Raw genomic sequence first — 22,266 nt, forward strand, 5'->3', positions numbered from 1 at the left:
CGTGAAGAGGAGTGATTCAGATGAAACAAGAATTCGATCCAATCAAGGATCAGGCACAGACGGAAGAGAAACAGGCAGTTGTCCAACAAGCCAACTGGAATCCGAATCGGTACCGGACGAACTTGAACCCATTCTATCTGTCACCTTGTAGTGTCGAACGTAGAGAAGACGTGCATCAGGATGCATCGAAAATTCTCGAAGTCGAGACGTCGTCGCCCCTCCAACAACTTTTTGAACACAATCAAGCAACGCATACATCCGAAAAACAAGGGACGAAATTCAAAACGGGTATCGTCGTCGGTGTCGGCGCGATCATCGGTGGTTCCGTTTCAGTGATTCGTTCCGTCCAACGTTTTCGCAAACAACGGATGAAATAACGAGTCCATTGTTTGGTCGGAAGAAAAGCAGGAGGCACCCGCCTTCTGCTTTTTGTGTTCCAAACGGATGTTCGTCGCAGTACGGACGCTCACATGCTACACTTAAGCTACTATATTTAAAAAGTGAGTGTGATGAAGATGAAATGGATACATACTGCCGATTGGCATCTTGGAAAAATCGTTCATGGCGAGTCGATGCTCGAAAACCAACGAGCGGTCCTGGCCGATTTTTTGGCACTCGTCGATCGGGAGCAACCAGATGCGATCGTCATTGCAGGTGACTTATACGACCGTGCCGTGCCACCGACGGAAGCCGTCGAACTACTTGATGAGACGCTCGCTTCCTTGATTCTCGACCGAGACATCCCGGTCGTTGCGATTAGTGGGAACCATGACTCAGCCGAACGATTGAGTTTCGGTACGACCTTATTGCAACGGGCAGGTTTGCACCTCGTCGGAAAACTAACGCCGGTCATTACGCCGGTCACGATCAAAGGAGTCTCGTTTTATCCAGTGCCGTTCGCGGATCCAGCGACGGTCCGATACGTGCACAAGGACGAAACGATCAAGACACATGATGACGCGATGCGAACAATCCTTGCGAGTTGTACACCAGAGGGACCGAGTGTCCTCGTTGGACATGCCTTTGTGATCGGTGGACTCGAGACGGATTCAGAACGACAATTGTCGGTTGGAACGGCAGGACAGGTCAGCGCGAGCCAATTTTCACCGTTTACCTATACAGCGCTCGGTCATCTGCATAATCCGCTGGCGATTCAATCGGAGACGGTTCGTTACAGCGGATCACTCTTGAAATATTCGTTTTCAGAAGCAAGTCACGTCAAGGGCATCGATATTCTGACGTTAAACGATGGAGGTACGTTTGATCGCCGATTCGAACCGCTTGCACCAAAACGTGACTTGCGAGAGTTGACCGGTAGTCTCAGTGAACTGACAGACCCGACGTTCGTCGCGACGCAAGCGACGGACGATTACTTAAAAATCAATCTAACGGACGGCGAAGCCTTGATGGATCCGATGGGCAAGCTGAAAAAGATCTATCCGAACATCTTACACCTCGAACGAATTGGTTTCGTCCGCGAGAGTACCCGGGCAGTCAAAGCGTCGCGGGAGCAGGTCAAGGATGCGTCCGTTGCGGATCTGTTCAGTGAGTTCTATGAAGCGGTCCGCGAGAAGAAACCGACGGAAGCGATGCAAGCCGTCTTGAAGGAGGAAGCGACATGCGCCCAGAACGACTGACATTACGCGCCTTTGGACCGTTTGCTGGCGAAGAGACGATTGATTTCACGGCACTTGCCGGGCGGACGATGTTCGTCATTTCTGGAAATACCGGAGCAGGAAAAACGACGATTTTCGATGCGCTGACATTCGCTCTGTACGGTGAGACGTCTGGTGGTGAACGGGAAATGAGCGAACTGCGCAGTCATTTCGCTGTGCCCGAGCAAAAGACGGAAGTCGAACTGGAGTTCACCCTTAAAGGGGAACGGTACCGGATCATCCGCCAACCGAGTCAACCGCATCCGGTCAACAAAACTGGCTATTCGCATGAAGCCGAGTTCGCGCGGTTCGACGGAACGATGTGGAAACCGCTTGCGGTCAAGATTCCGGAAATCAAGCAACGCGTTCAAGAATTGATCCAGCTCGACCATAAACAGTTTTCACAAATTCTTTTGTTACCACAAAATAAGTTCCGCGAACTGTTGATGGCAGAGTCGAAAGATAAGCTCCAGATTCTCAAGCAGCTGTTCAAGACGGAGCACTACGGTGAATTCCAGCAACGCTTGCACCGGCAAGCACTTGATCTTGCAGCACGGATTAAGGAAACGAAGACGAAACAGTGGGCCAAGCTCGAAGAACTACCCTTGCAATCGAACTGGAGTGAACTGACGGAAGCAGACATACGTCTGCGGATGGACGCCTTGACGACAGAACGCGACGAATCGTTAGCAACTGCACGTCAAGCTGAAGTACAGACACGCGCAATCCTTGAAGAAAAAACACTGTTGTTGCAGCAAGGCGAACAACTCGAATCCGCATTTCAGGAACAAGAGCAACTCCACCGGACAGCACAAAAGTTGCACGACCGGTTACCGGAGATTGAGCGGATGCAAGAAGAAGCAACAGCGGCTGAACGCGCTCAAGTTGTTGGACCGATTCATGATCAGTGGCAACAAGATCAGGAACAACTGACGCAACTTAAGCAGCGGAAGCAGGAAACGGAGCAACAGGTCACTCGTTTAACGGAGCGACAAGCGGTTGTACAAGCGAAAGTCGAGCGGTTATTGGCCGAAGAACCGAACATCGAACAATTAAATCGTCGCCTTGAAAAAATTCAGGAAGAGCGCGAACGCTTAGAAGCGGAAGCCGTCTTGCGACAACAGCAACAACAACTTACAGAACGGTTAAAACAACTCGATCCGGAAACGTTACGAAAACAACTGGAACAAGTACGGGTGGATCGTAAGACGGTTCAAGAACAACTTCGTCCGCTGCAAAACGTCGGAGTGGAACGCTTACAGGCACAAGAACGTCGATTTACCTTACAACAGCTAGCGACGAAGTACGCTGAACATGACAAGTTGGAAGCAGAACGACAACAATTGATCGTTCGTGGTACAAGCGTTCGAGATCAAAAAGAAACAGCGGCTCGCCAATATGAAGAAGCACGTAAACATGAACGGGAACAACTGGCTGCTGAACTTGCGAAAGGACTGACGGACGGAACGGCTTGTCCTGTTTGTGGTAGCACGACCCATCCGCAACACGCTGTCGTCGTCGCGCAGGAACTATCCGTCGACGTAGCGCAACAGCGGTTCCTAGAAGCACAACAGGCGCATCAAGAGTTGCAAGCCTCTTACCGGACGATTGCGGAGCGTCTGCAACAACTGACGACCGAGATTCAAAAGACCAGTGAAAACGAGTCAGGACACGCTGATATTGCGTTACAGCTCCGGGAAGTCGAACAGACGGAAGCACGGTTAGCGGCATCGCAGACGGAAAAAGGACGTCTTGAGACACGCCTGCAACAACTTGAGCAATCCATGGAGCAGCTACAACTGAACATCGATAGGGTGGTAAAAGACCGTACTGGTATCGAATCGGAACTGGCACATCTAACGGGTCGTTTGAGTCAATCCGGAGAAACCGCGAAATCGTTACCAGAACTACGTGAGGAACAACAACAGGCAGAAACGCGTATCAAACAGTTTGAGCAAGACAAACAACACCAGTTACGCAAGAAGGAGCAGCTCGATCGTGACTTAGCAGAACAACAAGGACGATTCCGTCAATTGACTGAAGCACTTGCGGAACAGAGCGATCGCTTAACGAAACGCGAACAGGAACTACGTGTTGTCTTATCAGAAGAAGCGTTCCCAACGATTGAAGCCTTCCGTGAAGCGAGACGGTCGCGCGAAGACCTTCGTCATCTCCACGAACGACTCGAGCAGGATCGCTCAGAGCGGCAGGAACTGAAGTTAAAACAGGAACACGTTCGCTTGAAGACGGACGGACAGGTTCGTCCGAATCTTGATGTGTTGCGGACGGCGGTAAAAGAGACGACGGATACACTAGCAGAGCAAACGGATCGGCGGGTTGGGCTAGAGAAGGAACGGGCACACATTAATCAATTGATGGCAGCTTGGGAAAACTTGCAACGCCAAATCGAAGATGAGGACGCAAGATACGGCATCATCGGAGAACTCGCCCGTGTCGGTGTCGGTGAAAATGCACAACGAATGACATTCGAGACGTATGTTCAAACGGCATACTTCGACGAAATCTTGTTTGCTGCGAACCGACATCTGCATGAGATGACATCCGGTCGTTTCCAGCTTGAACGGAAAACAGAAGCCGGAAAAGGGCTCAAGAAATATGGGCTGGATTTAAATGTCTTTGATGCCTATACGTCACAAACACGTCACGTCAAGACGTTATCCGGTGGAGAGAGCTTCAAGGCGTCGCTCGCACTTGCGCTCGGACTGTCAGAAGTCGTCCAAGAAGCGAGTGGTGGGGTATCACTCGAGACGATGTTCATCGATGAAGGATTCGGAACGCTTGATCCGGAATCGCTCGAACAAGCAATCGAGACGTTACTCTCAATCCAAGCGAGCGGTCGAATGGTTGGGATCATCAGTCATGTCCAGGAACTCAAATCACGTGTTGATGCCAAAATCGAAGTCAAACAAGGAAAAACGGGGTCGACGATTACACTAGTCGTCGAGTAAGGAGCTAGGATCGATGGAAACACGAAACATGGTCACGAAATCACAAATCAAAGAAGCGTTACGCGAATTAGGTGTGACACCGGGGATGAAATTATTCGTCCATACGTCGCTCAAACAAATCGGCTGGATCCCAGGTGGTGTTCAAGCCTTGATCGAAGCATTACAGGAAGTCGTTACAGCAGAAGGCTTGATCATGATGCCGGCGCAAAGTACGGATAATTCAGACCCGAAGAACTGGAGTCAACCGGCTGTGCCTGAAGAATGGTGGGAAACAATCCGCCGGGAGATGCCTGCTTATGATCCGGCAAAAACGGTCACGCGCGGGATCGGGCGCGTACCGGAAGTCTTTCGGACGTATCCAGGTGTCGTCCGAAGCGATCATCCGATGTGGTCCGTCACTGCGTGGGGGAAAGATGCAGCAATATTCGTTGCCGACCATACAGTAGAAAACGGCTTCGGTCCGGGATCACCGATCGAACGATTCATTGAAGCGGGCGGTCAAATCCTCCATATCGGCTCACCATGGGACACGACGACCGTCTGGCATTACGCGGAATATGGATTGAATCGTCCGGACGTTGAAGATGGCTGTAAAGTCAGAGAAGGGGCATCCGAGCGGTTCATTCATTACCGACATCGTCAAATCGATAGTGATGCATTTGGTCCGATTGGTGAAGCATTAGAAAACGCAGATTTCGTGACGTCCGGTTTGATTGGTCAGGCAAAATCGTACCGAATTGATGCCAAAGCATCGATTCCTGTCGTCATGTTGCAATTAAAAGCGCTCGATCAATGGTTATTTTGAAACTTTTTCGGGAAACCATCGTAGTAGACAACAGAATCATAAAAAGGAGTGAATGCAATGGCTTCACGTTTTAAAGTTAACCCGGCATTGCGTCGTGGATTCGATACAGCACGTGTCGGAGAACGACCAATGACAAAGAGTGGAACGATGAGCAAGATTTTCTTGATGCTCGCTCTCGTCACGGCAGCAGCAGGGGGAAGTTGGTTCTTCCTCGCAGAAAACCAAGCGTTCCTATTCCCAGCATTAATCGGTGGATTTGTCATCGGTCTGATTCTTGCCCTGATCATTACCTTCAAACCGGCAACAGCGCCTGTTCTTTCACCAGTCTATGCACTAGCTGAAGGTGTCGCTGTCGGAGCGTTATCGCTCGTCTTTGAAAGTATGTACCCAGGCATCGTCGGAAAGGCAGTCCTTGCAACATTCGTCGTTGCGTTTGCGATGTGGTTCGTCTACTCGACGGGGATGATTAAAGTAACGCAACGTTTCCGTTCGGCGGTTACAGCGGCAATTCTCTCGATCTTCGTCTTGTACGCGGTCAACTTGATCCTGTCGTTATTCGGTGTCGATCTCCCATTCATGACAGGCAGCTCACCGCTTGCGCTCGGTATTCAGTTCGTCATCGTCATCGTCGCATCCCTGTCACTCGTGATGGATTTTGATTTCATCTCGCAACAAGTTCGCGCAGGTGCTCCAAAATCAATGGAGTGGGTCGCGGCATTCGGATTGATCGTCACGATCATCTGGCTCTATATCGAATTACTCGATCTCTTGTACCGCCTCGCGGCGCGAGACTAACAGCAACAGACGACGGAATCTCTGTCGTCTGTTTTTTGTCGTAAGCAGGGATGACCTTGGGAAATACGAAGTAGTTAGCGAGAAGGGGGATATCACATGAAAGAACGCATCGTTATTGGGGCGGGACCGTATCATAATAATCCAGGATGGTATCATACACAGGAAGATGAGCTGAATCTGCTCAATTGGTCTGATTGGGAGACATTGTGTTCGAGCGACACGTTGCAAGCAATTCTTGCCGAGCATGTCTGGGAGCATTTGACGCTCGAAGAAGGAAAGGAAGCAGCACGGCACTGTTACGCCTATCTTGAGCAAGGGGGTTACGTCCGCTGTGCAGTCCCGGACGGTTATTTTCGGGATGACGCCTACCAAACAATCGTTCAAGTCGGTGGTCCGGGTCCTGCTGACCATCCAGCAGCGAGTCACAAAATCGTCTATACGTATGAAACGCTACAGAACGTATTTGAAGAAGCTGGATTTCAAGTACGACTACTTGAATATTACGATGAGAACGGAGTATTTCATCAAGCGGACTGGAAAGGTACAGACGGTATCATTTTCAGGTCGAAACGATATGATCCTCGGAATACAGAACAGATGAAATTTCCTTCGTTAATTCTTGATGCGATAAAACCGAATGTCTAATTGTCAAAAGACCATCTAACACACATACGTCAGATGGTCTTTTGACTAAAGTCCATGTTCTTCTTTCAAGTGATCGACATACTGTTTTGCTTCGAGTAAGGAGAAGCCGAGTGATTCCCGAACCCGTTTGACGGCTTCGACCATTTTGCCTTCTTTGAGCAACTGAACCAGTTCGACTTGTAAGGCTGCCTCTTCTAAAGACACCTCATTTAGACCGAGATGTTCCTCGATGCGTTGTAATTTCTTTAGAATGGTTTGTTGACGGCGTTTTGCTTCGTCCGCTTTTTGCGATAAGGACATCCACTTTTTGCGATAAGGACATCCAGATGAAGAATAATACGATCAGTGGTGCGAACGTGACGACAGAATCCATAGTGAACACCTTCCTTTGTTCCACCGTACCATAGGAAAACATCCATAACAAATAGTGGAAAATGATATGGAAATTGATTATGCTGATATAGTGGAAAATAAAGGGTTAATATGGAAAGGAGATAAATGTAGTGGACAATGTGATAGTGACATTTTTGCCGTTTCTGATTCAAGTCGGACTGCTCATGGTGCTGTTCTTCTTCGGAACGTTTGGTCTGTTTTTCTTCGTTAAACGCAATTCGTATCACGGCAGTCGTTATTATCGATTAACACGAGAGCCGTTTTTGCGGATCGTCCGTGATAAAGGAAAATGGGGCGAGTACTTGACGACACGTCAACTCGACCAAGTATCAGGATACGGAACTTATGTGTTTAATACATACTTACCGCGAGCGCGGGGCGAAGGTACGACGGAGATTGACGTAACATTCATTCATGAAAGTGGCATCTACGTGCTCGAATCGAAAAACTATAGTGGCTGGATTTTCGGTCGTGAGCAGGATCGTCAATGGACGCAGCAATTCCAGAATCGCTTTAAACAACGATTCTATAATCCGATCAAACAAAATGAAGGACATCTCAAAAGCATGCAACGCTTTTTGGAGGGGACAGATCCTGCGCTCTTCCATTCATTGATTGTCTTCAGCGAGCGGTGTGAACTGAAAAAAATCACGGTCGATTCGGCGCATGTTCGTGTCTTGAAACGAAACGTCTTACGTAAAACGATTGAGCGACTCGCGACTGAAAAACCATTGACGCCGAGTCAGGTGGATGCGATTGCTGGAAAACTCGGCGTGCATTCACAAGTCGATCGTGCTACACAGCAGGCGCATATCGAAGGAATCCGTCAACGACAGGCTAAATGAAGTCGTTGACGTGATGTCTCTCATTCCGTTATAGTGAATAAATAATAAGTAGTGCAACTATATGGAGATGATGGGATGAAGGAATCAGAATGGTCGCTTGGGATGCAACTATCCCGCAGTTATTATGCGTTCAAACGTGCCGCTGCTAAACGGATGGAAGCGTTCGGTCTAACGCCAGAACAGTTTTCTGTCCTAAGTGAACTTGCTAAACAAGATGGTGTTTCGCAAAAACAACTGGCACTCGTGACGGAACGTGATCAGACGACGATTGGTAAGATTCTCGATAAACTTGGTAAAAAGGAATTAATCGTTCGGACACCCGATCCAAGGGACCGGCGAGCCGTTCTCCTTTTGATGACGCGTGAAGGACGCGACATCGTCGATCGTTTCGGTCCAGAGCTCGATCAGTTACAACTCGAAGCGTTCCGTGGACTATCGCGACAGCAAATCGAACAATTAAAGGAAACACTCGAGACCATTCACCGGAATGTGACGTGAATGGTTTTCCTTCGGATATATAGTTGCACATGATATTATAAGTAATGCATATAAAAAGGAGATAGAAAGATGAAAGCATGGAAAGATGTCTGGTCAATGACACAAACGAAAGTTGGACTCGTCTTCGCAATCGTCGTCCCGCTCTTGTTCCTCGTCGTCTGGATGACCGGTTACCAAGGCACGACGGAACGGCTTGATCAATTAAATGTCGGGGTTGTCGGTGAAGTGAACGATCCGTTCGTCAAATCACTAAAGGAAGCACCATTTACGGTTCAAGCGGTGGCGACGGAAGCGAAAGGGTTGGAAGCACTCGATGCCAATGTAGTCGATCTCGTCTTACAAAAAGATGATGCAACGCGTCAACTGACGGCACACGTCAGTCAGACGAATGCCGAATTCGCGAACGCGATTCTCGAGCGGGCGACAGAAACGATCGGTAAACAGTTAAATGGCGAACCGACGTTCACGACGTCGATCGTCACGGAACATGCCGTTTCAGATTTTGCCTTATCGATGCTGCCGCTCGTCCTCGGTTTCGTCATCTATATTGCGACGATGACGATGGGGATTCAATTCAACCTTGTAAGCACGATCTTAAGTAAGCGTCATTCGATCTGGTCCCTATTTTGGAGTCGCCAACTGTTGCACGGGATCGTCCTTCTGGTCGTTCCATTACTGCTCGTTTCCGTGGCACATGTATTAACGGACATCACGACACCGTTCATCAAACTGTGGGCGTTCGAACTCCTCGTTGTTGCGACCTGTATCGCTGTCACGCAGATGAACTTTGCGATATTTGGACCGATTGCGCCGCTCGTCAACGTCGCATTGATTCCGTTCCAGTTGATGACTGCCGGAAACATCGTGCCGGCGAAGATGCTGGCACCGTTTTATCAATCGCTTGGAACGTTCCTGCCCGTTCCGAATGCAGTCTCCGGTTTCAGCCGTCTGCTGTTCATGGATGGTTCAGTAGGACCACAGGTGCTTCATTTATCACTGCTTTGTGTAAGTAGCTTCATGTTGACGTTCCTTTTTCTCTATTGGAAAGAGGTACGGGTAAAAAGTAATCGGTTAGTTGAAAACAGTTAATTTCTAAAAGAGAAAAGTAATGTGACTACAAGATCGTCCACCAATGTAGCGGACGATCTTTTTTTATTCCACAGCAAAAAGTGAGGGAGAACGTCTTATTATCTGTGAGCTTGATAAAAAGTTTCTAAAAAGGGGTTGCATAACCGAAGTGTTATATAATATTGTGGTTATATGAAAAAGGGGGCATTCTAATATGTCAAAGCCGATAATTTATTTTTTATGTACAGGGAATTCATGTCGTAGTCAGATCGCTGAAGGTTGGGCTAAACGATACCTGAAGGATTGGGATGTCTATTCAGCAGGTATTGAACAACATGGATTAAATCCAAAGGCAGTTCGTGTCATGCAAGAACAGGGCATTGATATTTCCAAACAAACTTCCGACCTGATCGATCCAGAATTACTAAAGCAGGCGACGATTGTCGTCACATTATGTGGTGATGCCCGTGATAATTGTCCTGTCCTCTCACCGAATGTCCGTCATGAGCACTGGGGGTTTGATGATCCAGCACGTGCGACAGGATCAGAAGAGGAGAAATGGAGCGTCTTCCAACGTGTCTGTGAACAAATCAAGAAACGGATCGAACGATTTGCAAAAGAGGAAACGACTGTCTGATACGAAAGGAGAGTATTTTCGTGATTGAAACCACAAATCGTGTTGAAGAGATGAGTCAATTCTTAAAGCTACTTAGCGACGGAACACGTCTTGAAATTTTACGAAGGCTGTACGTCCGTGAACATTGTGTCTGTGATTTCGTCGAGATGTTTGATATCTCACAACCCGCAATCAGTCGCCATTTGAAGTTATTACGTCAATCACAAATCATTTTAGAGCGACGTGAACGACAATGGATACATTTTCGAATCAACCCGAACCATCCTCAATATGATTTACTATTGACTATTTTGAATGCGATGGAGTTGCCGTCGATTCCAGCAAAAAATTGCTGAATTAGCCGCGTTAAAAAAAGGGAAACCTCCCTTGTGGATTATATAACGAAAACGTTATATATTTTATAACCATTTAGTTATATAGAGGAGTAGATTATGATGAAAATGAAAATGAAAAAGATTGAAATCTATGATCCGGCGATGTGTTGTCCGACCGGTTTATGTGGACCGTCGATTGATCCTGAATTAACACGGATATCGATGGTGGTCCACGCTTTAAAACAAGAAGGTTATCCGATAGAACGATTCAACTTAGCAAATGAGCCAACGGCGTTCGTTACGAATAATCTCATCAAAGAGGCCATTGCGGAGGGTGTTGATATCTTACCAATCACTCTCGTGGATGGTGCCATCGTTCGTCGCCATGGTTACTTATCTAATGCGGAATTCGCAAAATTAACGGGTTTAGATGAAAAAAGATTCGCTGTCGAAGATGAACGGAAACCAAAAATTCGCCTGACATTAAAGTAAGGACGTGACGAGAATGGAACCGCTAACGTTAGAAGGACTGCATTTGACGCGATATTTGTTTTTGACTGGCAAAGGTGGAGTTGGAAAGACGTCGACTGCCTCGCTTCTCGCCGTCGAACTTGCAGATACCGGAAAAGAAGTGTTGCTTGTCTCGACAGATCCGGCGAGTAATCTACAGGATGTCTTCAAAATGAAGCTAACAGAAGAACCGACCGCTGTTCCTGGTGTTGATCACTTACACGTTGCGAATTTTGATCCGGAACAAGCAGCTGAAGCATACAAAGAAACGGTCGTTGGTCCTTATCGGGGAATTTTACCGGATAACGCAATACGTTCCATGGAAGAACAATTATCTGGTGCCTGCACTGTCGAAATTGCGGCTTTTGATCAATTTACAGGATTACTGGCGGCGCCTGAAGCTGAAAAAACATATGACCATATCATCTTTGATACGGCACCGACGGGACATACATTACGTTTACTCAGTTTGCCGAATGCATGGAATGTTTATTTGGATGAAAATACGACGGGTACATCGTGTCTTGGTCCACTTGCGGGTTTAAATGAAAAAAAGTCGCAGTATGAACAAGCAATGACACTATTGGAAAATCCGGCGGAGACAACGTTAATACTAGTCGCTCGGGCGGAACCCGTGACGCTGATGGAAGCGGCTCACGCATATAAGGAACTAAAAGCCATCGGCATTCAAAACGCACGTTTAGTCGTCAATGGTATATTGCCAATGACAGTCAGTCCAGATATGTATTATCAAGCTTTCTTACGTCGACAAAAAGAGGCGCTTGATACATTGCCAGCAATCTTTTTACATGATGTTCCAGTGTTTAGCTTACCTTATGCCACTTCGAGTTTGATTGGAGTCGATCAGCTTCGTAACTGGTTGAAAGAAACAAATTATCCAGATCTGACAGTAGAACGTAAGCAACTCGATCTACCCTCTTTATCTCATCTAGTCGAACAACTAGAAGTTGCCGGTCCCGGCGTCGTTATGACGATGGGGAAAGGCGGGGTAGGGAAAACGACAATGGCATCCATGCTTGCAATTTCCTTGTCAGAACGTGGACACGATGTTCTTTTGACGACAACAGATCCTGCTGCCCATCTTGAATTAACAATTGAAACAAACCAAAATCCGCGTCTTGAGATCAGTAAAATTGATCCAAAGATCGAAATCAATCGTTATAGGGAACAAGTGTATGCAGCGGCAGGTAACCTAACAGAGGAAGCGCATGCTTTATTAGAGGAAGATTTGAAGTCTCCTTGTACGGAAGAAATTGCGGTCTTTCGTGCCTTTGCCGATACCGTTGCGCAAGCAAAGGATCGTTACGTCATCATTGATACGGCACCGACGGGTCATACGTTGCTATTACTTGATGCAACGGAAAGTTACCATCAAGAAATGGAACGGGCGACAGGTGAAGTACCAGAATCAATCAAAACATTGCTACCGCAACTACGTGACGAAAAGAAAACACATGTCATCATTACGACACTTGCAGAGGCAACACCCGTTTTTGAGGCCAATCGGTTACAAGAGGACTTACGACGCGCCGGAATTGAACCAATGGCATGGATTATCAATCAATCGTTCGCCGCAACGGCTACACGTGATCCGATTTTAAGTCATAAAGCAGAATCAGAACGTGTTTGGTTGGAAGAAGTCGGTCGTCTAAGTCGACAGTTGGCTGTCGTCGCATGGCAACCCCGACCGGTCTCAGGATACGAACAATTACTCACACTTTCGAAAGGATGAACACTATGCACATTACACCCGAAGCAGTTACGTACTTAAAAGAACAAGTCGAGCATGAACAAGCACCTGGCATCCGTTTATATCAATCCGGACAAGGATGTTGTGGACCGAGTTTCGGACTTGGATTCGGTATAGGTGAAGACGGTGATCAAGTGAAAGACTTTGATGGCTTATTACTTGCGATTGATCGTGATTTGGAGAGCGTCAGTGAAAATATTACGCTTGCGTTGGAAGAAACACCTGAAGGACAGCAAATCGTTCTTCTTGGAGCATCAAATTGTTAATCGGTAAAAACGAAATTTAATACAGAAATGAAGTGAACGCATTGACCGGTACACATTTACTAGCGATCGGAATTTTTCTGATCACCTTATTCTTAATCATCAAACAACCGAAAGGACTCGGCATCGGCTATTCGGCGATGGGCATGGCGCTGATTGCACTATTAACGGGAGTCGTGAACCTCGATGACGTCTCGACGGTCTGGGGTATCATCTGGAATGCCACCTTTACCTTCATCGCCCTCATCATCATCTCGTTGATCCTCGATGAGATCGGATTCTTTGAATGGGCAGCCCTGCATATGGCACGGATCGCAAAAGGGGGCGGTGTCAAACTATTCGTGTATATGACATTGCTCGGTGCAGTCGTTGCGGCGTTATTCGCAAACGATGGAGCGGCGTTGATCCTGACGCCGATTGTCCTCGCGATGGTACGTCACTTGAAACTGCCAGATTACGTCGTATTAGCGTATGTATTTGCTTCCGGCTTCATCGCTGATACGGCAAGCTTACCATTCGTCGTCTCGAACCTCGTCAACATCGTCTCAGCAGACTTCTTTGACATCGGCTTTACAGAGTATGCGTCACGAATGGTATTCGTCAATTTCTTTTCTGTCATCGGCAGTCTAATCGTCTTATATCTGTATTTCCGTAAAAGTATTCCGAAGAATTATGACGTCGCGCAGCTCGTCGTACCCGCGACAGCGATCAAGGACCAGCGGATGTTTAAGCTATCATGGTTCGTTCTCATCTTGCTTGTCGTCGGATACTTTACGAGTGACGTCATTGGCATTCCTGTCAGTCTTGTCGCTGGAGTCATCGCTTTGTTCTTCTTGTTGATGGCACGCCGTTCACCGAGCGTACCGACGAAAAAGGTCATCGGTGGTGCTCCATGGGCGATCGTTTTCTTCTCGCTTGGGATGTATATCGTCGTATATGGTCTGCAAAATGCCGGATTGACACAAGTACTCGCGGACATCATTGATGGCTTTGCGACGAATCTAGCAGCTGCGACATTTGGTATGGGCTTCTTAGCAGCCATCTTGTCGTCGATCATGAATAACATGCCGACCGTCATGATCGATGCCCTTGCGATTGATTTAAGTCAGGCAACCGGAACGATTCGAGAAGCACTCATCTATGCGAATGTCATCGGTTCCGATCTTGGACCGAAGATTACGCCGATTGGTAGTCTAGCGACATTACTATGGCTCCATGTACTTCGGACGAAAGGCGTGAAGATTGGCTGGGGACAATACTTTAAGATTGGTACGATCCTGACGATTCCGACACTTGCCATCACATTGCTTGGCTTGTATATCAGCTTGATACTTTATTGATTTTGAGGAGGAACTAGATATGAAATTAATGATTATTGGTTCGGTTGCTGCCGGAACATCGGTTGGAGCAAAAGCACGTCGTAACAGTGAAGAGATGCAAATCACGATTTATGACCGCGATCAAGATATCTCTTATTCGGGTTGTGGGATTCCTTACTTCGTTGGGGGAGAAATCGCTGATATCGATGAATTGACACCACGAGATGCTGCTTTCTTTAAAAAGCGGTATAACATTGATATTCATACACAACACGAAGTCGAATCGATTGATCATGCGACAAAAACAGCGACGATCGTCAATCTTCTGACGGGTGATCGGTTCACGGACACGTATGATACGTTAGTGCTCGCAACCGGTGCGTCAAGTATCGTTCCGCCACTACCAGGTGTCGAGCAGGAGAATGTCTTTACCGTTCGAAATGTCCGTAATGCCGATGCGATCCGGTCCTACATTGACGCCCATGATCCGAAGACGGCAACGATCGTCGGCGGAGGATTCATCGGTCTTGAGATGGCTGAGCAATTGACGTACCGGGGCATTCAAGTCACGCTCGTCGAACGCTTGCCGCAAGTCATGCCGCCGCTTGATCGCGATATGGCAGAACGCGTAGCCGATCATCTAAAAGATAAAGGGGTATCCCTTTTGCTCGGTGAATCAGTGACAGCGTTCAACGGAGAAGAATGCGTTTCTGAAGTCGCGCTTGAGAGTGGAAAAACGATCGAGACGGATCTCGTCATTCTGTCCGTTGGCGTTAAACCAAACACGAATCTTGCGAAGCAGATTGGCGTAGAACTTGGTAAAACAGGCGCGATTGCAGTCAACCGTAAAATGCAGACGAATGTAGCGGATGTTTACGCAGTCGGCGACGTCGCGGAGAGTTTCTCTGTCATCACGGGTGAAGCACTTTATCGTCCGCTTGGGTCCACCGCGAACAAGATGGGACGGATTGCTGGTATGGTCATTACCGGAGAAGAAGCGGAGCACCGTGGTATTTTAGGAACGGGTATCTTCAAAGCCTTCGATTTGACTGTCGCTCAAACGGGTTTGACGGAAAAAGAAGCGCGTGAATCAGGGTATGACATTGAAGTACTGCATAATATCAAACCAGATCGTCCAGAATACATGGGCGGTAAAGAGATGACGATTAAAGCGATTGCCGATCGAGCAACAGGACGAGTCCTCGGAGCTCAGATCGTTGGTCCGCAAGGTGTCGATAAACGGATTGATGTCCTAGCGACAGCGATTACCTTTAAAGCGAAAGCGGAAGACTTGTTCCATCTCGATTTAGCTTACGCTCCACCGTTCGCGACGACAAAGGATCCAGTTCTTTACACGGGGATGGCGCTTGATAATGCCATCAAAAAAACAGCGCGTTTGATGACGCCGAATGAATTGATCGATCAAGTCGCAAGTGGAAAGGCGTTCCAAATCATCGATACACGCTCAAAAGCACAATTCGAGAAAAATCATGTTGATGGAGCGATTCATATTCCACTCGGTGAACTGCGGACACGGGCGAAGGAATTAGATCCGACATTGCCGACGATTGTCTATTGTAATAAAGGGGTAACCGGTAATGCAGCGCAAAATGTCTTGAAAAATCTTGGTTTTACGGATGTTTGCAACTTATCAGGTGGTAACAAGAACTATCAACATATCAAAAAGTGCTTATCATAATCTTGCACCATGTAACGTACCGACCCTGTTGGTTTAGGGGGCGGTACGTTTTTTTTGTTGCTAATTCAGTTAAAATAGGATATTTTTAGTATATCGGTAAGCGATATAACGGAAGACGTAGTAAGGGGTGTGGAAATGGCACGTACGGATCAAGCGACAGCATTGACAGAAGCCGTCTATTATATTTTGCTTTCGCTCCAACAACCCCGTCATGGCTATGGCATCATGCAATTCGTCCAGGAATTGAGCAACAACCGGGTCAAGTTAGCTGCCGGGACGTTGTACGGCGCACTCAGCAGTCTAGTCGATAAAGGCTGGATTGAAGCCATCGAGCAAGAAGCAGGGCGAAAGAAAGAGTACATCATGACGAATCAGGGGCGAGAGAGATTACAGGTAGAGCTAGATCGACTAAAAGAACTCGTGCGACATGGACAAGAAACGATGGGAGTGAGTCAAGATGAACAGTAAAACGGTCTATCGCTTTTATGCTGATTACGCGAAAGAAGAAGTATGGTTAAACGAGATGGCAAACAAAGGCTGGTACCTACAGAAGTTTCGACTCGGACGTTATGTATTCGTTGAAGGCGAACCTAACAGGTATACGTATCGAATCGAATTGTTAGAAAACATGCCAAAGCATCCGAAGTCGCAGGAATACTTTGAGTTTTTAGAAGAGATGGATATTGAAGTCGTCGATACATCGTTCCGCTGGGTCTTTTTAAGAAAACGGACCTCAGATGAACCGTTTCATATGTACTCTGATTTTGATTCACAGATCCATCACGAACATCGGATTTTACAGCTTTATAAAGTCGTTTTTTTGGTTAATATCATCGCAGTACTCATTAACTTGTTTAATCCGATTACCGACCAGATGATCTGGTTCAATCTCGCGATCGTGACGGGTCTATCATTCGTGATGCAACGCCATGAACGTAAAATTCAAACGTTACGTGGATTGCGTACCATTGCAGAGCAAGATTAAATTCATAGAAACTGATTTCTAAATCCCTCACGTTGCTAAAATGAACGTAAGGGATTTTTGACGTATTCAGAATTCAAAATAAAAGTTTGTAAAGTGGGTCAATTCGTCTAACAGTCTTGTAAGAAAGACCAAATATAACGATTTAACATTGTATAACTAAAGAGAAGGAATGATATCAATCAATGAGTCGAGGAGTAATGAATAGAATGGATAAGCTTATCCGAAATAAGTGGAAATATTTTAGTCTAGTATGTCTTGTAAGTGGAAGTATCCTTTTAGCAATTTTTCTGAAAGTGCAACAGAATCGAGCAACCGCAAATGTTCTACCACGTTCTTCGATTACAGCAATTGATTTCAGTCCTCAAAAAGATACCGTGATGTTAGTTTACCCAGGACAGGTGCAAGGAAAAACGAATGATCCTGAACTTGCCTACAGTTCGATTGTCACGATCAACATGAAAGGAAAGGTAGTAAACGAACGACAGGTCAATGATCCTGGAGTTACGAACATGACGCTTGTGCAAAAACCGAGTACGCCGAATGTGTTGTATGCCTCTGGCGAAGGATATCCGAATCACTTCCATACATTTGATTTTACGAAACGACGGTTTGTTCAACATAATGTGACGTATTTCAAGCACGATCCCATGATGGAATCGATCAAACACTTTGGGACGGACACATGGTTCAAGACATTGAATTCATACAAAACTGGTACGCAACGATCGTCTCAAGGAAAAGGCTTTTCGCAAACTTTTTCTAATTTTGATACAAAAGAAAACTATGAGACACCTGCGCGATTCGAACCAGGAAATTCGATGATGATTGAACTAGAGCATCATTTAGCTTATGCCAGTATTGGAAGCGAAAATGAACAAGAAGAAAAAGCAGCGATGATCTTCTTGGATAAACAGACTAAAAAACCGACTGTATATCGTAAGGGGGAAGAACCGTATGCTTACTCAGCACTTTATGGAAAGGATGATACGGCATACTTCGCTAGTACAGGTGGCTGGATGATTCGAATCAATGAGGCAGGTGAACAAACCGAGCGGTACTATCCGTTTCTTCAGAATACGAATTTTGATAGTACTGATCCGATTCGAATGATTGATGCATCACAAGGGATTCAAGTCGTCCAGCAATCCTCGCGTGATAATCAAAATCGGGATCGCCAAGTCTTAGTCAAATGGACGTTCGGTAAAGCGTTCTCGGTTCAGGAAATCAAACCGAAATTTTGGGAAGCAGACAAATGGTACAAGTACTTATACATTCATCCCAAGACAAAAAAATCATACTTCATCGAATTTGACCCTGAAAAACCGGATAAAGGGAAGCTGCTTATTACGAATCAAAAATATGAGTTACTTCACGAGATTCCGGTTGCAGGGCCGAGTGGAATCGACTTTGTGATCGAATGAGGTAAGGAGAGGAAGATATTTTGAATTGTATCGAACGATTTGAATTTGAGTTTGAGGAAAAAGCGGGAGAACGACTTCCACTCTTTACTTATCTAGAGCAACAGCAAGCAGAGTGGACTTCTTTACAAGTTGATGAAGCGCGTGAGGGAATCTTTCACGTAAGTATGTGGATTAGTGGAGAAAAGATTTCCTGGTCATATGACGTGCGAGAACGGGATGAAGCAACTCAAGCATTTCGGTTTGGTATTTTCGTACAACGCTGGAAAAACATCTGGGAATGGTATCAGCAACGTCACTTGATTAGCGGAAACACATTTGGGATTCATCAAACACTAGCCGACTCCGTCAGGACCTCGGCAAAATCTAAAGAGCATTTGGAATGGGCATTGAACGAGCTTGCTGGCTACGATGCGGAAGGACTACTCTTTTATTTTGGTCCCGGACCGTGGAACGACTTTCAGAACGCGGATGATGAGCTGGATATGTTTCTTGAGTTCGATGAGATCAACACAAAAGAGAAGATGCGTACGGAAGGGCTGTATTTTGATCACGATACCCAGCGCTGGATCGATATTCGGGCGTCGTTACCCGTCATTGGTGAGACGATGCTCGTGATGTATCGCCAATTATACGAATGATTCATTTGATCAAAAAAAGCTCACGTCTCGGAAATTGAGACGTGAGCTTTTGGATTAGAACAACTCGTTGATTGGTGTGTCACCTTCAAGCAGTGTGACGACTTGCTTCGACGCTTTGTCGTGACCGATTGCAGCTAAAATGACGCGTGCAACATCCTCACGCGGAATTTTTTTAGTCGCTTGCTCGGACGGATCCGTCGTGACGTTTCCTGTTCCGGCTTCATCTGATAGTCCGCCTGGGCGAAGAATCGTGTAGTTGAGTGACGATTCCTTCAGGACACGATCCGCGTAGCGTTTTGCAATGTAATACGGCTTCATGCTGTCGGACCATGTTTCCGGCGAATCGGCATTTAAGGCACTGACCATGATGAACTGTTTCGCATTGATTGCTTCCGCTGCTTCAATCGATTTGACGGCCCCGTCGAAATCAATCAGCATCGTCTTGTCGGCTCCAGTATGACCACCTGATCCTGCGGTAAAGATGATGACATCTGCCCCTTGTAATGCTTCCGTGATTGTTGCGACGTCGTCTTCAAGATCGAGATGGACCGGTGTATGACCGAGTTTCTCAAAATCACTGAACTGGTCCTTGGAACGTAATCCTACTTTGACATCGTGCTCCGAATCCTGCAGTAAGCGAGCAGCCTGACGACCTACTTTTCCATTTGCACCAATGATGAAAATCTGACTCATGTTCCATTCCTCCATTTCACGATTTGATGATTCTGTATCAGTATGGAAAAGACGAGGCAATTCTGTAAAGGGAGACGACTTATAGAACTGTAACCGTCATCAAAACATCTTTTTAATGCTTTTATGCATAAAATCGTCAAATTATCTTGAAATCACGTGTAAGTGTGGTAGGATAATGACTATTACCCACACCGAAAATCATTTGGGTTAAATTGTAGCAATATTCGGTGAATGGGCAACGACGAAACAGAAAGGAGAGATACGATGAGAAAGAAACCATGGCTATTAGCTGGACTTGTTTTGACAGGCATTGCTGCTTGGATGATCTGGAACCAACAGACAGATGCCGAAGCACATGACATCTTCGAAGACCAAAAACTGGTCGTCGGAACGACGGGGGATTATAAACCCTTTACATACTGGAACGAGGAACAAAATCGTTATCAAGGCTTTGATATCGATGTCATCCAAGCGTTTGCGAAAGCAGCGGATCTTGATGTGACGTTCGTCAAGACGACATGGCCGACATTATCGGAGGATACGAAATCAGGCAAGTTTGATATCGCTGTCGGTGGCATCACGAAAAAAGTCGAGCGCGAGGTCGTCGGAGACTTTACATCGTCGTATTTCTCCTTTCAAAAAGCTCCGCTCGTAAAGAAAGAAGATGTCAAACGCTTGAATTCACTCGCAACGATTAATCATCCATCCGTCAAAATTGGTGTCAATCCGGGTGGGACGAACGAGGCGTTCGTGAAGAAGTATTTTCCAAAGGCGGATGTGACCGTCTTTGAAAACAATTTAGACATTCCAAAAGCTGTCCAAAGCGGTCAAGTCGACGTCATGGTGACAGACGATATCGAGGCATTGCACTATGCAACCGAACTCGATCTTGCGGTGCCGAAACTGACAGAGGCGTGGGAACCAGCCGAGATGGCGTATTTGATGAAACCAGGACAAAAGCAGCTTGGAGACGTCTTCCACGTCTGGATTGAAAGTGCAGAGGGGCAAGAACAAGTTCAAAAATTGAAGAAAAAATGGAACATCGTCTCGACGCGTGAGACGGTCGGAGCGAAAGGAGCGGGAGCACATGAGTAAATGGGGATGGATCGTTGTCGGAGGTGGCGTCCTGTTTGCGAGCTTACTGACGCTATGGCAATCGGAGCAACCACGACGTGTACAAGCGAAGAACGTCTTTGCGACGAAAAAAATCGTCGTCGGAACGACTGGGGATTACAAACCATTCACGTACTTGAACCGGAAGACGAACGAGTACGAAGGATTCGATATCGAAGTGATCCGTTCTTTCGCGAAGACGACCGGTATCGACGTCGAATTCGTTCCAACAACATGGCCGACGCTGTCGGCTGATCTCGCAAGTGGCAAATTCGATATGGTCGTCGGTGGTGTGACGAAGAATATTGAGCGCGAGATCATCGGTGATTTCACGTCGAGTTACCTGTCATTCCAGAAGACACCGCTCGTCCGTAAAGAAGATGCTGAACGCTTCGCTTCGATCGAACAGATCAATCGTCCAGACGTCACGATTGGTCTAAACCCAGGCGGAACGAATGAACAGTTCGTCCGCAAGACGTTCACAAAAGCGAAGATTGTCATGTATGAGCAAAACCTCGACATCCCGCATGCGGTCGCGTCAGGCGAAGTCGATGTCATGATCACTGATACGGTCGAGGCAATTCATTATGAAGCACTCGATCAACGACTCGCAGCACCGACGATTCAGGAAAAATGGATTCCGGCGGAAAAGAGTTATCTTGTTCGAGAGTCAGAAGGGGACGTCGTCGATGTTTTTAACCTCTGGATGCAGTCATACGAAGGACAGGAAGAGATGGAGCAATTAAAAGAGAAATGGCAAGTAGCGTCGTAAGTGGATCGTGTCTCCTAACAACAGGAGGCACGATTTTTTAATGACAGGAATTTGATGGGAAAAGGCGAACAAGTATGTAGAAGCAAACCAGGAGGAAACCGATATGCTGAAAAAGGGAACATCGAAACAATGGCTCATCATGACCGCTCTTTTTGCCTGTGTCACTTACGCATGGATTGTCATCGGAGAGTCATGGATTAACCCTACGTTGTTATTCGCAGGAGCGATTGTACTTGCGAGTGGTGCGGTGCTCTCGTTTAGTCTCTCGTTAGCTCGAGCCGTTCGTTTGAAAGGATTTGGGTTTACTGTGATGATGGTATCAATCGTTACGACGCTCTTAGTGTCTGCTGGTGTCGTCTATGGTGTATACCAGATTGTAGCGTAATAGTTAAAGCTTCAATCAAGGCACCGATTCAGGTGTCTTTTTTGATTCGCGAACAGAAAAAACGGGAAAATCT

25 protein-coding genes are annotated in these 22,266 nt (G+C 46.7%); 23 read left to right on the forward strand and 2 right to left on the reverse strand.

Annotated features, from left to right (window positions below):
* Positions 1–20 precede the first annotated feature (20 nt).
* The 6 genes from K6T22_RS06315 to K6T22_RS06340 all read left to right on the forward strand — a co-directional run bounded on the left by K6T22_RS06315 (position 21) and on the right by K6T22_RS06340 (position 6,869).
* Entirely contained in the window at positions 21–377 is a 357-nt protein-coding gene (locus K6T22_RS06315; protein WP_238239497.1) for a hypothetical protein, read from the forward strand.
* A gap of 138 nt (positions 378–515) precedes the next feature.
* Positions 516–1,637: an exonuclease SbcCD subunit D gene (locus K6T22_RS06320; RefSeq protein WP_238239499.1), complete on the forward strand. Its 1,122-nt coding sequence runs from the start codon at positions 516–518 to the stop codon at positions 1,635–1,637.
* A complete protein-coding gene (locus K6T22_RS06325; RefSeq protein WP_238239500.1) occupies positions 1,619–4,624 on the forward strand; it encodes an AAA family ATPase in 3,006 nt (1,001 codons plus the stop codon). The genes K6T22_RS06320 and K6T22_RS06325 overlap by 19 nt, the downstream gene beginning before the upstream one ends.
* Positions 4,625–4,637: 13 nt before the next feature.
* Complete coding sequence (locus K6T22_RS06330; protein ID WP_238239501.1) at positions 4,638–5,429, forward strand: AAC(3) family N-acetyltransferase; 792 nt, start codon at positions 4,638–4,640, stop codon at positions 5,427–5,429.
* A gap of 57 nt (positions 5,430–5,486) precedes the next feature.
* Entirely contained in the window at positions 5,487–6,224 is a 738-nt protein-coding gene (locus tag K6T22_RS06335) for a Bax inhibitor-1/YccA family protein (protein ID WP_238239502.1), read from the forward strand.
* A 96-nt stretch (positions 6,225–6,320) separates the two neighbouring features.
* The gene (locus K6T22_RS06340) at positions 6,321–6,869 is read left to right on the forward strand and encodes a class I SAM-dependent methyltransferase (RefSeq protein WP_238239503.1); all 549 of its coding nucleotides are present in this window, start codon (positions 6,321–6,323) and stop codon (positions 6,867–6,869) included.
* A 45-nt stretch (positions 6,870–6,914) separates the two neighbouring features.
* Here K6T22_RS06340 and K6T22_RS06345 read toward each other — a convergent pair whose 3' ends face one another.
* Positions 6,915–7,169, reverse strand: coding sequence for a hypothetical protein (locus tag K6T22_RS06345; protein WP_238240146.1), 255 nt, complete (start codon positions 7,167–7,169; stop codon positions 6,915–6,917).
* 203 nt (positions 7,170–7,372) lie between these two features.
* Here K6T22_RS06345 and K6T22_RS06350 point away from each other — a divergent pair, with 203 nt between their 5' ends.
* The 14 genes from K6T22_RS06350 (at position 7,373) to K6T22_RS06415 (ending at position 19,230) form a co-directional block, all read left to right on the forward strand.
* Positions 7,373–8,107 carry a nuclease-related domain-containing protein gene (locus K6T22_RS06350; protein ID WP_238239504.1) on the forward strand — a complete coding sequence of 245 codons (735 nt, stop codon included), beginning with the start codon at positions 7,373–7,375 and terminating at the stop codon, positions 8,105–8,107.
* Positions 8,108–8,182: 75 nt separating this feature from the next.
* Complete coding sequence (locus K6T22_RS06355) at positions 8,183–8,605, forward strand: MarR family winged helix-turn-helix transcriptional regulator (RefSeq protein ID WP_238239505.1); 423 nt, start codon at positions 8,183–8,185, stop codon at positions 8,603–8,605.
* Between the two features lie 69 nt (positions 8,606–8,674).
* On the forward strand, positions 8,675–9,694 hold the full coding sequence (locus K6T22_RS06360) for an ABC-2 transporter permease (RefSeq protein WP_238239506.1): 1,020 nt from the start codon (positions 8,675–8,677) through the stop codon (positions 9,692–9,694).
* 193 nt (positions 9,695–9,887) lie between these two features.
* Positions 9,888–10,310 (forward strand): arsenate reductase (thioredoxin), encoded by a 423-nt coding sequence (gene arsC / locus K6T22_RS06365; protein ID WP_238239507.1) that lies wholly within the window; start codon positions 9,888–9,890, stop codon positions 10,308–10,310.
* Between the two features lie 20 nt (positions 10,311–10,330).
* Entirely contained in the window at positions 10,331–10,645 is a 315-nt protein-coding gene (locus tag K6T22_RS06370; RefSeq protein WP_058705126.1) for an ArsR/SmtB family transcription factor, read from the forward strand.
* Between the two features lie 111 nt (positions 10,646–10,756).
* Positions 10,757–11,116, forward strand: a complete 360-nt coding sequence (gene arsD / locus K6T22_RS06375) for an arsenite efflux transporter metallochaperone ArsD (RefSeq protein WP_238240044.1) — start codon at positions 10,757–10,759, stop codon at positions 11,114–11,116.
* 13 nt (positions 11,117–11,129) lie between these two features.
* Entirely contained in the window at positions 11,130–12,887 is a 1,758-nt protein-coding gene (gene arsA / locus K6T22_RS06380; protein WP_238239508.1) for an arsenical pump-driving ATPase, read from the forward strand.
* Between the two features lie 5 nt (positions 12,888–12,892).
* Complete coding sequence (locus K6T22_RS06385; RefSeq protein ID WP_238239509.1) at positions 12,893–13,171, forward strand: adhesin; 279 nt, start codon at positions 12,893–12,895, stop codon at positions 13,169–13,171.
* A 32-nt stretch (positions 13,172–13,203) separates the two neighbouring features.
* Positions 13,204–14,508: an arsenic transporter gene (locus tag K6T22_RS06390; protein ID WP_238239511.1), complete on the forward strand. Its 1,305-nt coding sequence runs from the start codon at positions 13,204–13,206 to the stop codon at positions 14,506–14,508.
* A gap of 19 nt (positions 14,509–14,527) precedes the next feature.
* Complete coding sequence (locus tag K6T22_RS06395; RefSeq protein ID WP_238239512.1) at positions 14,528–16,186, forward strand: FAD-dependent oxidoreductase; 1,659 nt, start codon at positions 14,528–14,530, stop codon at positions 16,184–16,186.
* A 135-nt stretch (positions 16,187–16,321) separates the two neighbouring features.
* Entirely contained in the window at positions 16,322–16,654 is a 333-nt protein-coding gene (locus tag K6T22_RS06400) for a PadR family transcriptional regulator (RefSeq protein WP_238239513.1), read from the forward strand.
* Entirely contained in the window at positions 16,644–17,171 is a 528-nt protein-coding gene (locus K6T22_RS06405; protein ID WP_238239514.1) for a DUF2812 domain-containing protein, read from the forward strand. The genes K6T22_RS06400 and K6T22_RS06405 overlap by 11 nt, the downstream gene beginning before the upstream one ends.
* A gap of 206 nt (positions 17,172–17,377) precedes the next feature.
* Positions 17,378–18,592, forward strand: coding sequence for a hypothetical protein (locus tag K6T22_RS06410; protein WP_238239515.1), 1,215 nt, complete (start codon positions 17,378–17,380; stop codon positions 18,590–18,592).
* 20 nt (positions 18,593–18,612) lie between these two features.
* On the forward strand, positions 18,613–19,230 hold the full coding sequence (locus tag K6T22_RS06415; protein WP_238239516.1) for a hypothetical protein: 618 nt from the start codon (positions 18,613–18,615) through the stop codon (positions 19,228–19,230).
* A 54-nt stretch (positions 19,231–19,284) separates the two neighbouring features.
* Here the strand turns inward: K6T22_RS06415 and K6T22_RS06420 are convergent, their stop codons facing one another.
* Complete coding sequence (locus K6T22_RS06420) at positions 19,285–19,923, reverse strand: SDR family oxidoreductase (protein WP_238239517.1); 639 nt, start codon at positions 19,921–19,923, stop codon at positions 19,285–19,287.
* A 264-nt stretch (positions 19,924–20,187) separates the two neighbouring features.
* Here K6T22_RS06420 and K6T22_RS06425 point away from each other — a divergent pair, with 264 nt between their 5' ends.
* The 3 genes from K6T22_RS06425 to K6T22_RS06435 all read left to right on the forward strand — a co-directional run bounded on the left by K6T22_RS06425 (position 20,188) and on the right by K6T22_RS06435 (position 22,193).
* Positions 20,188–21,018 carry a transporter substrate-binding domain-containing protein gene (locus K6T22_RS06425; protein WP_238239518.1) on the forward strand — a complete coding sequence of 277 codons (831 nt, stop codon included), beginning with the start codon at positions 20,188–20,190 and terminating at the stop codon, positions 21,016–21,018.
* On the forward strand, positions 21,011–21,808 hold the full coding sequence (locus K6T22_RS06430; RefSeq protein ID WP_238239519.1) for a transporter substrate-binding domain-containing protein: 798 nt from the start codon (positions 21,011–21,013) through the stop codon (positions 21,806–21,808). Before K6T22_RS06425 ends, K6T22_RS06430 begins: the two co-directional genes overlap by 8 nt.
* A 103-nt stretch (positions 21,809–21,911) precedes the next feature.
* Positions 21,912–22,193: a hypothetical protein gene (locus tag K6T22_RS06435; protein ID WP_238239521.1), complete on the forward strand. Its 282-nt coding sequence runs from the start codon at positions 21,912–21,914 to the stop codon at positions 22,191–22,193.
* Positions 22,194–22,266 lie beyond the last annotated feature (73 nt).

The sequence above is a fragment of the Exiguobacterium acetylicum genome (genome assembly GCF_022170825.1).
Lineage (GTDB): Bacteria > Bacillota > Bacilli > Exiguobacteriales > Exiguobacteriaceae > Exiguobacterium_A > Exiguobacterium_A acetylicum_B.

Coding starts and splice junctions, on each gene's coding strand:
- K6T22_RS06315 (WP_238239497.1), top strand. CDS start 21: ATGAAACAAGAATTCGATCCAATCAAGGATCAGGCACAGACGGAAGAG.
- K6T22_RS06320 (WP_238239499.1), top strand. CDS start 516: ATGAAATGGATACATACTGCCGATTGGCATCTTGGAAAAATCGTTCAT.
- K6T22_RS06325 (WP_238239500.1), top strand. CDS start 1,619: ATGCGCCCAGAACGACTGACATTACGCGCCTTTGGACCGTTTGCTGGC.
- K6T22_RS06330 (WP_238239501.1), top strand. CDS start 4,638: ATGGAAACACGAAACATGGTCACGAAATCACAAATCAAAGAAGCGTTA.
- K6T22_RS06335 (WP_238239502.1), top strand. CDS start 5,487: ATGGCTTCACGTTTTAAAGTTAACCCGGCATTGCGTCGTGGATTCGAT.
- K6T22_RS06340 (WP_238239503.1), top strand. CDS start 6,321: ATGAAAGAACGCATCGTTATTGGGGCGGGACCGTATCATAATAATCCA.
- K6T22_RS06345 (WP_238240146.1), bottom strand. CDS start 7,169: ATGTCCTTATCGCAAAAAGCGGACGAAGCAAAACGCCGTCAACAAACC.
- K6T22_RS06355 (WP_238239505.1), top strand. CDS start 8,183: ATGAAGGAATCAGAATGGTCGCTTGGGATGCAACTATCCCGCAGTTAT.
- K6T22_RS06360 (WP_238239506.1), top strand. CDS start 8,675: ATGAAAGCATGGAAAGATGTCTGGTCAATGACACAAACGAAAGTTGGA.
- arsC (WP_238239507.1), top strand. CDS start 9,888: ATGTCAAAGCCGATAATTTATTTTTTATGTACAGGGAATTCATGTCGT.
- arsD (WP_238240044.1), top strand. CDS start 10,757: ATGAAAAAGATTGAAATCTATGATCCGGCGATGTGTTGTCCGACCGGT.
- arsA (WP_238239508.1), top strand. CDS start 11,130: ATGGAACCGCTAACGTTAGAAGGACTGCATTTGACGCGATATTTGTTT.
- K6T22_RS06385 (WP_238239509.1), top strand. CDS start 12,893: ATGCACATTACACCCGAAGCAGTTACGTACTTAAAAGAACAAGTCGAG.
- K6T22_RS06395 (WP_238239512.1), top strand. CDS start 14,528: ATGAAATTAATGATTATTGGTTCGGTTGCTGCCGGAACATCGGTTGGA.
- K6T22_RS06400 (WP_238239513.1), top strand. CDS start 16,322: ATGGCACGTACGGATCAAGCGACAGCATTGACAGAAGCCGTCTATTAT.
- K6T22_RS06405 (WP_238239514.1), top strand. CDS start 16,644: ATGAACAGTAAAACGGTCTATCGCTTTTATGCTGATTACGCGAAAGAA.
- K6T22_RS06410 (WP_238239515.1), top strand. CDS start 17,378: ATGGATAAGCTTATCCGAAATAAGTGGAAATATTTTAGTCTAGTATGT.
- K6T22_RS06420 (WP_238239517.1), bottom strand. CDS start 19,923: ATGAGTCAGATTTTCATCATTGGTGCAAATGGAAAAGTAGGTCGTCAG.
- K6T22_RS06425 (WP_238239518.1), top strand. CDS start 20,188: ATGAGAAAGAAACCATGGCTATTAGCTGGACTTGTTTTGACAGGCATT.
- K6T22_RS06430 (WP_238239519.1), top strand. CDS start 21,011: ATGAGTAAATGGGGATGGATCGTTGTCGGAGGTGGCGTCCTGTTTGCG.
- K6T22_RS06435 (WP_238239521.1), top strand. CDS start 21,912: ATGCTGAAAAAGGGAACATCGAAACAATGGCTCATCATGACCGCTCTT.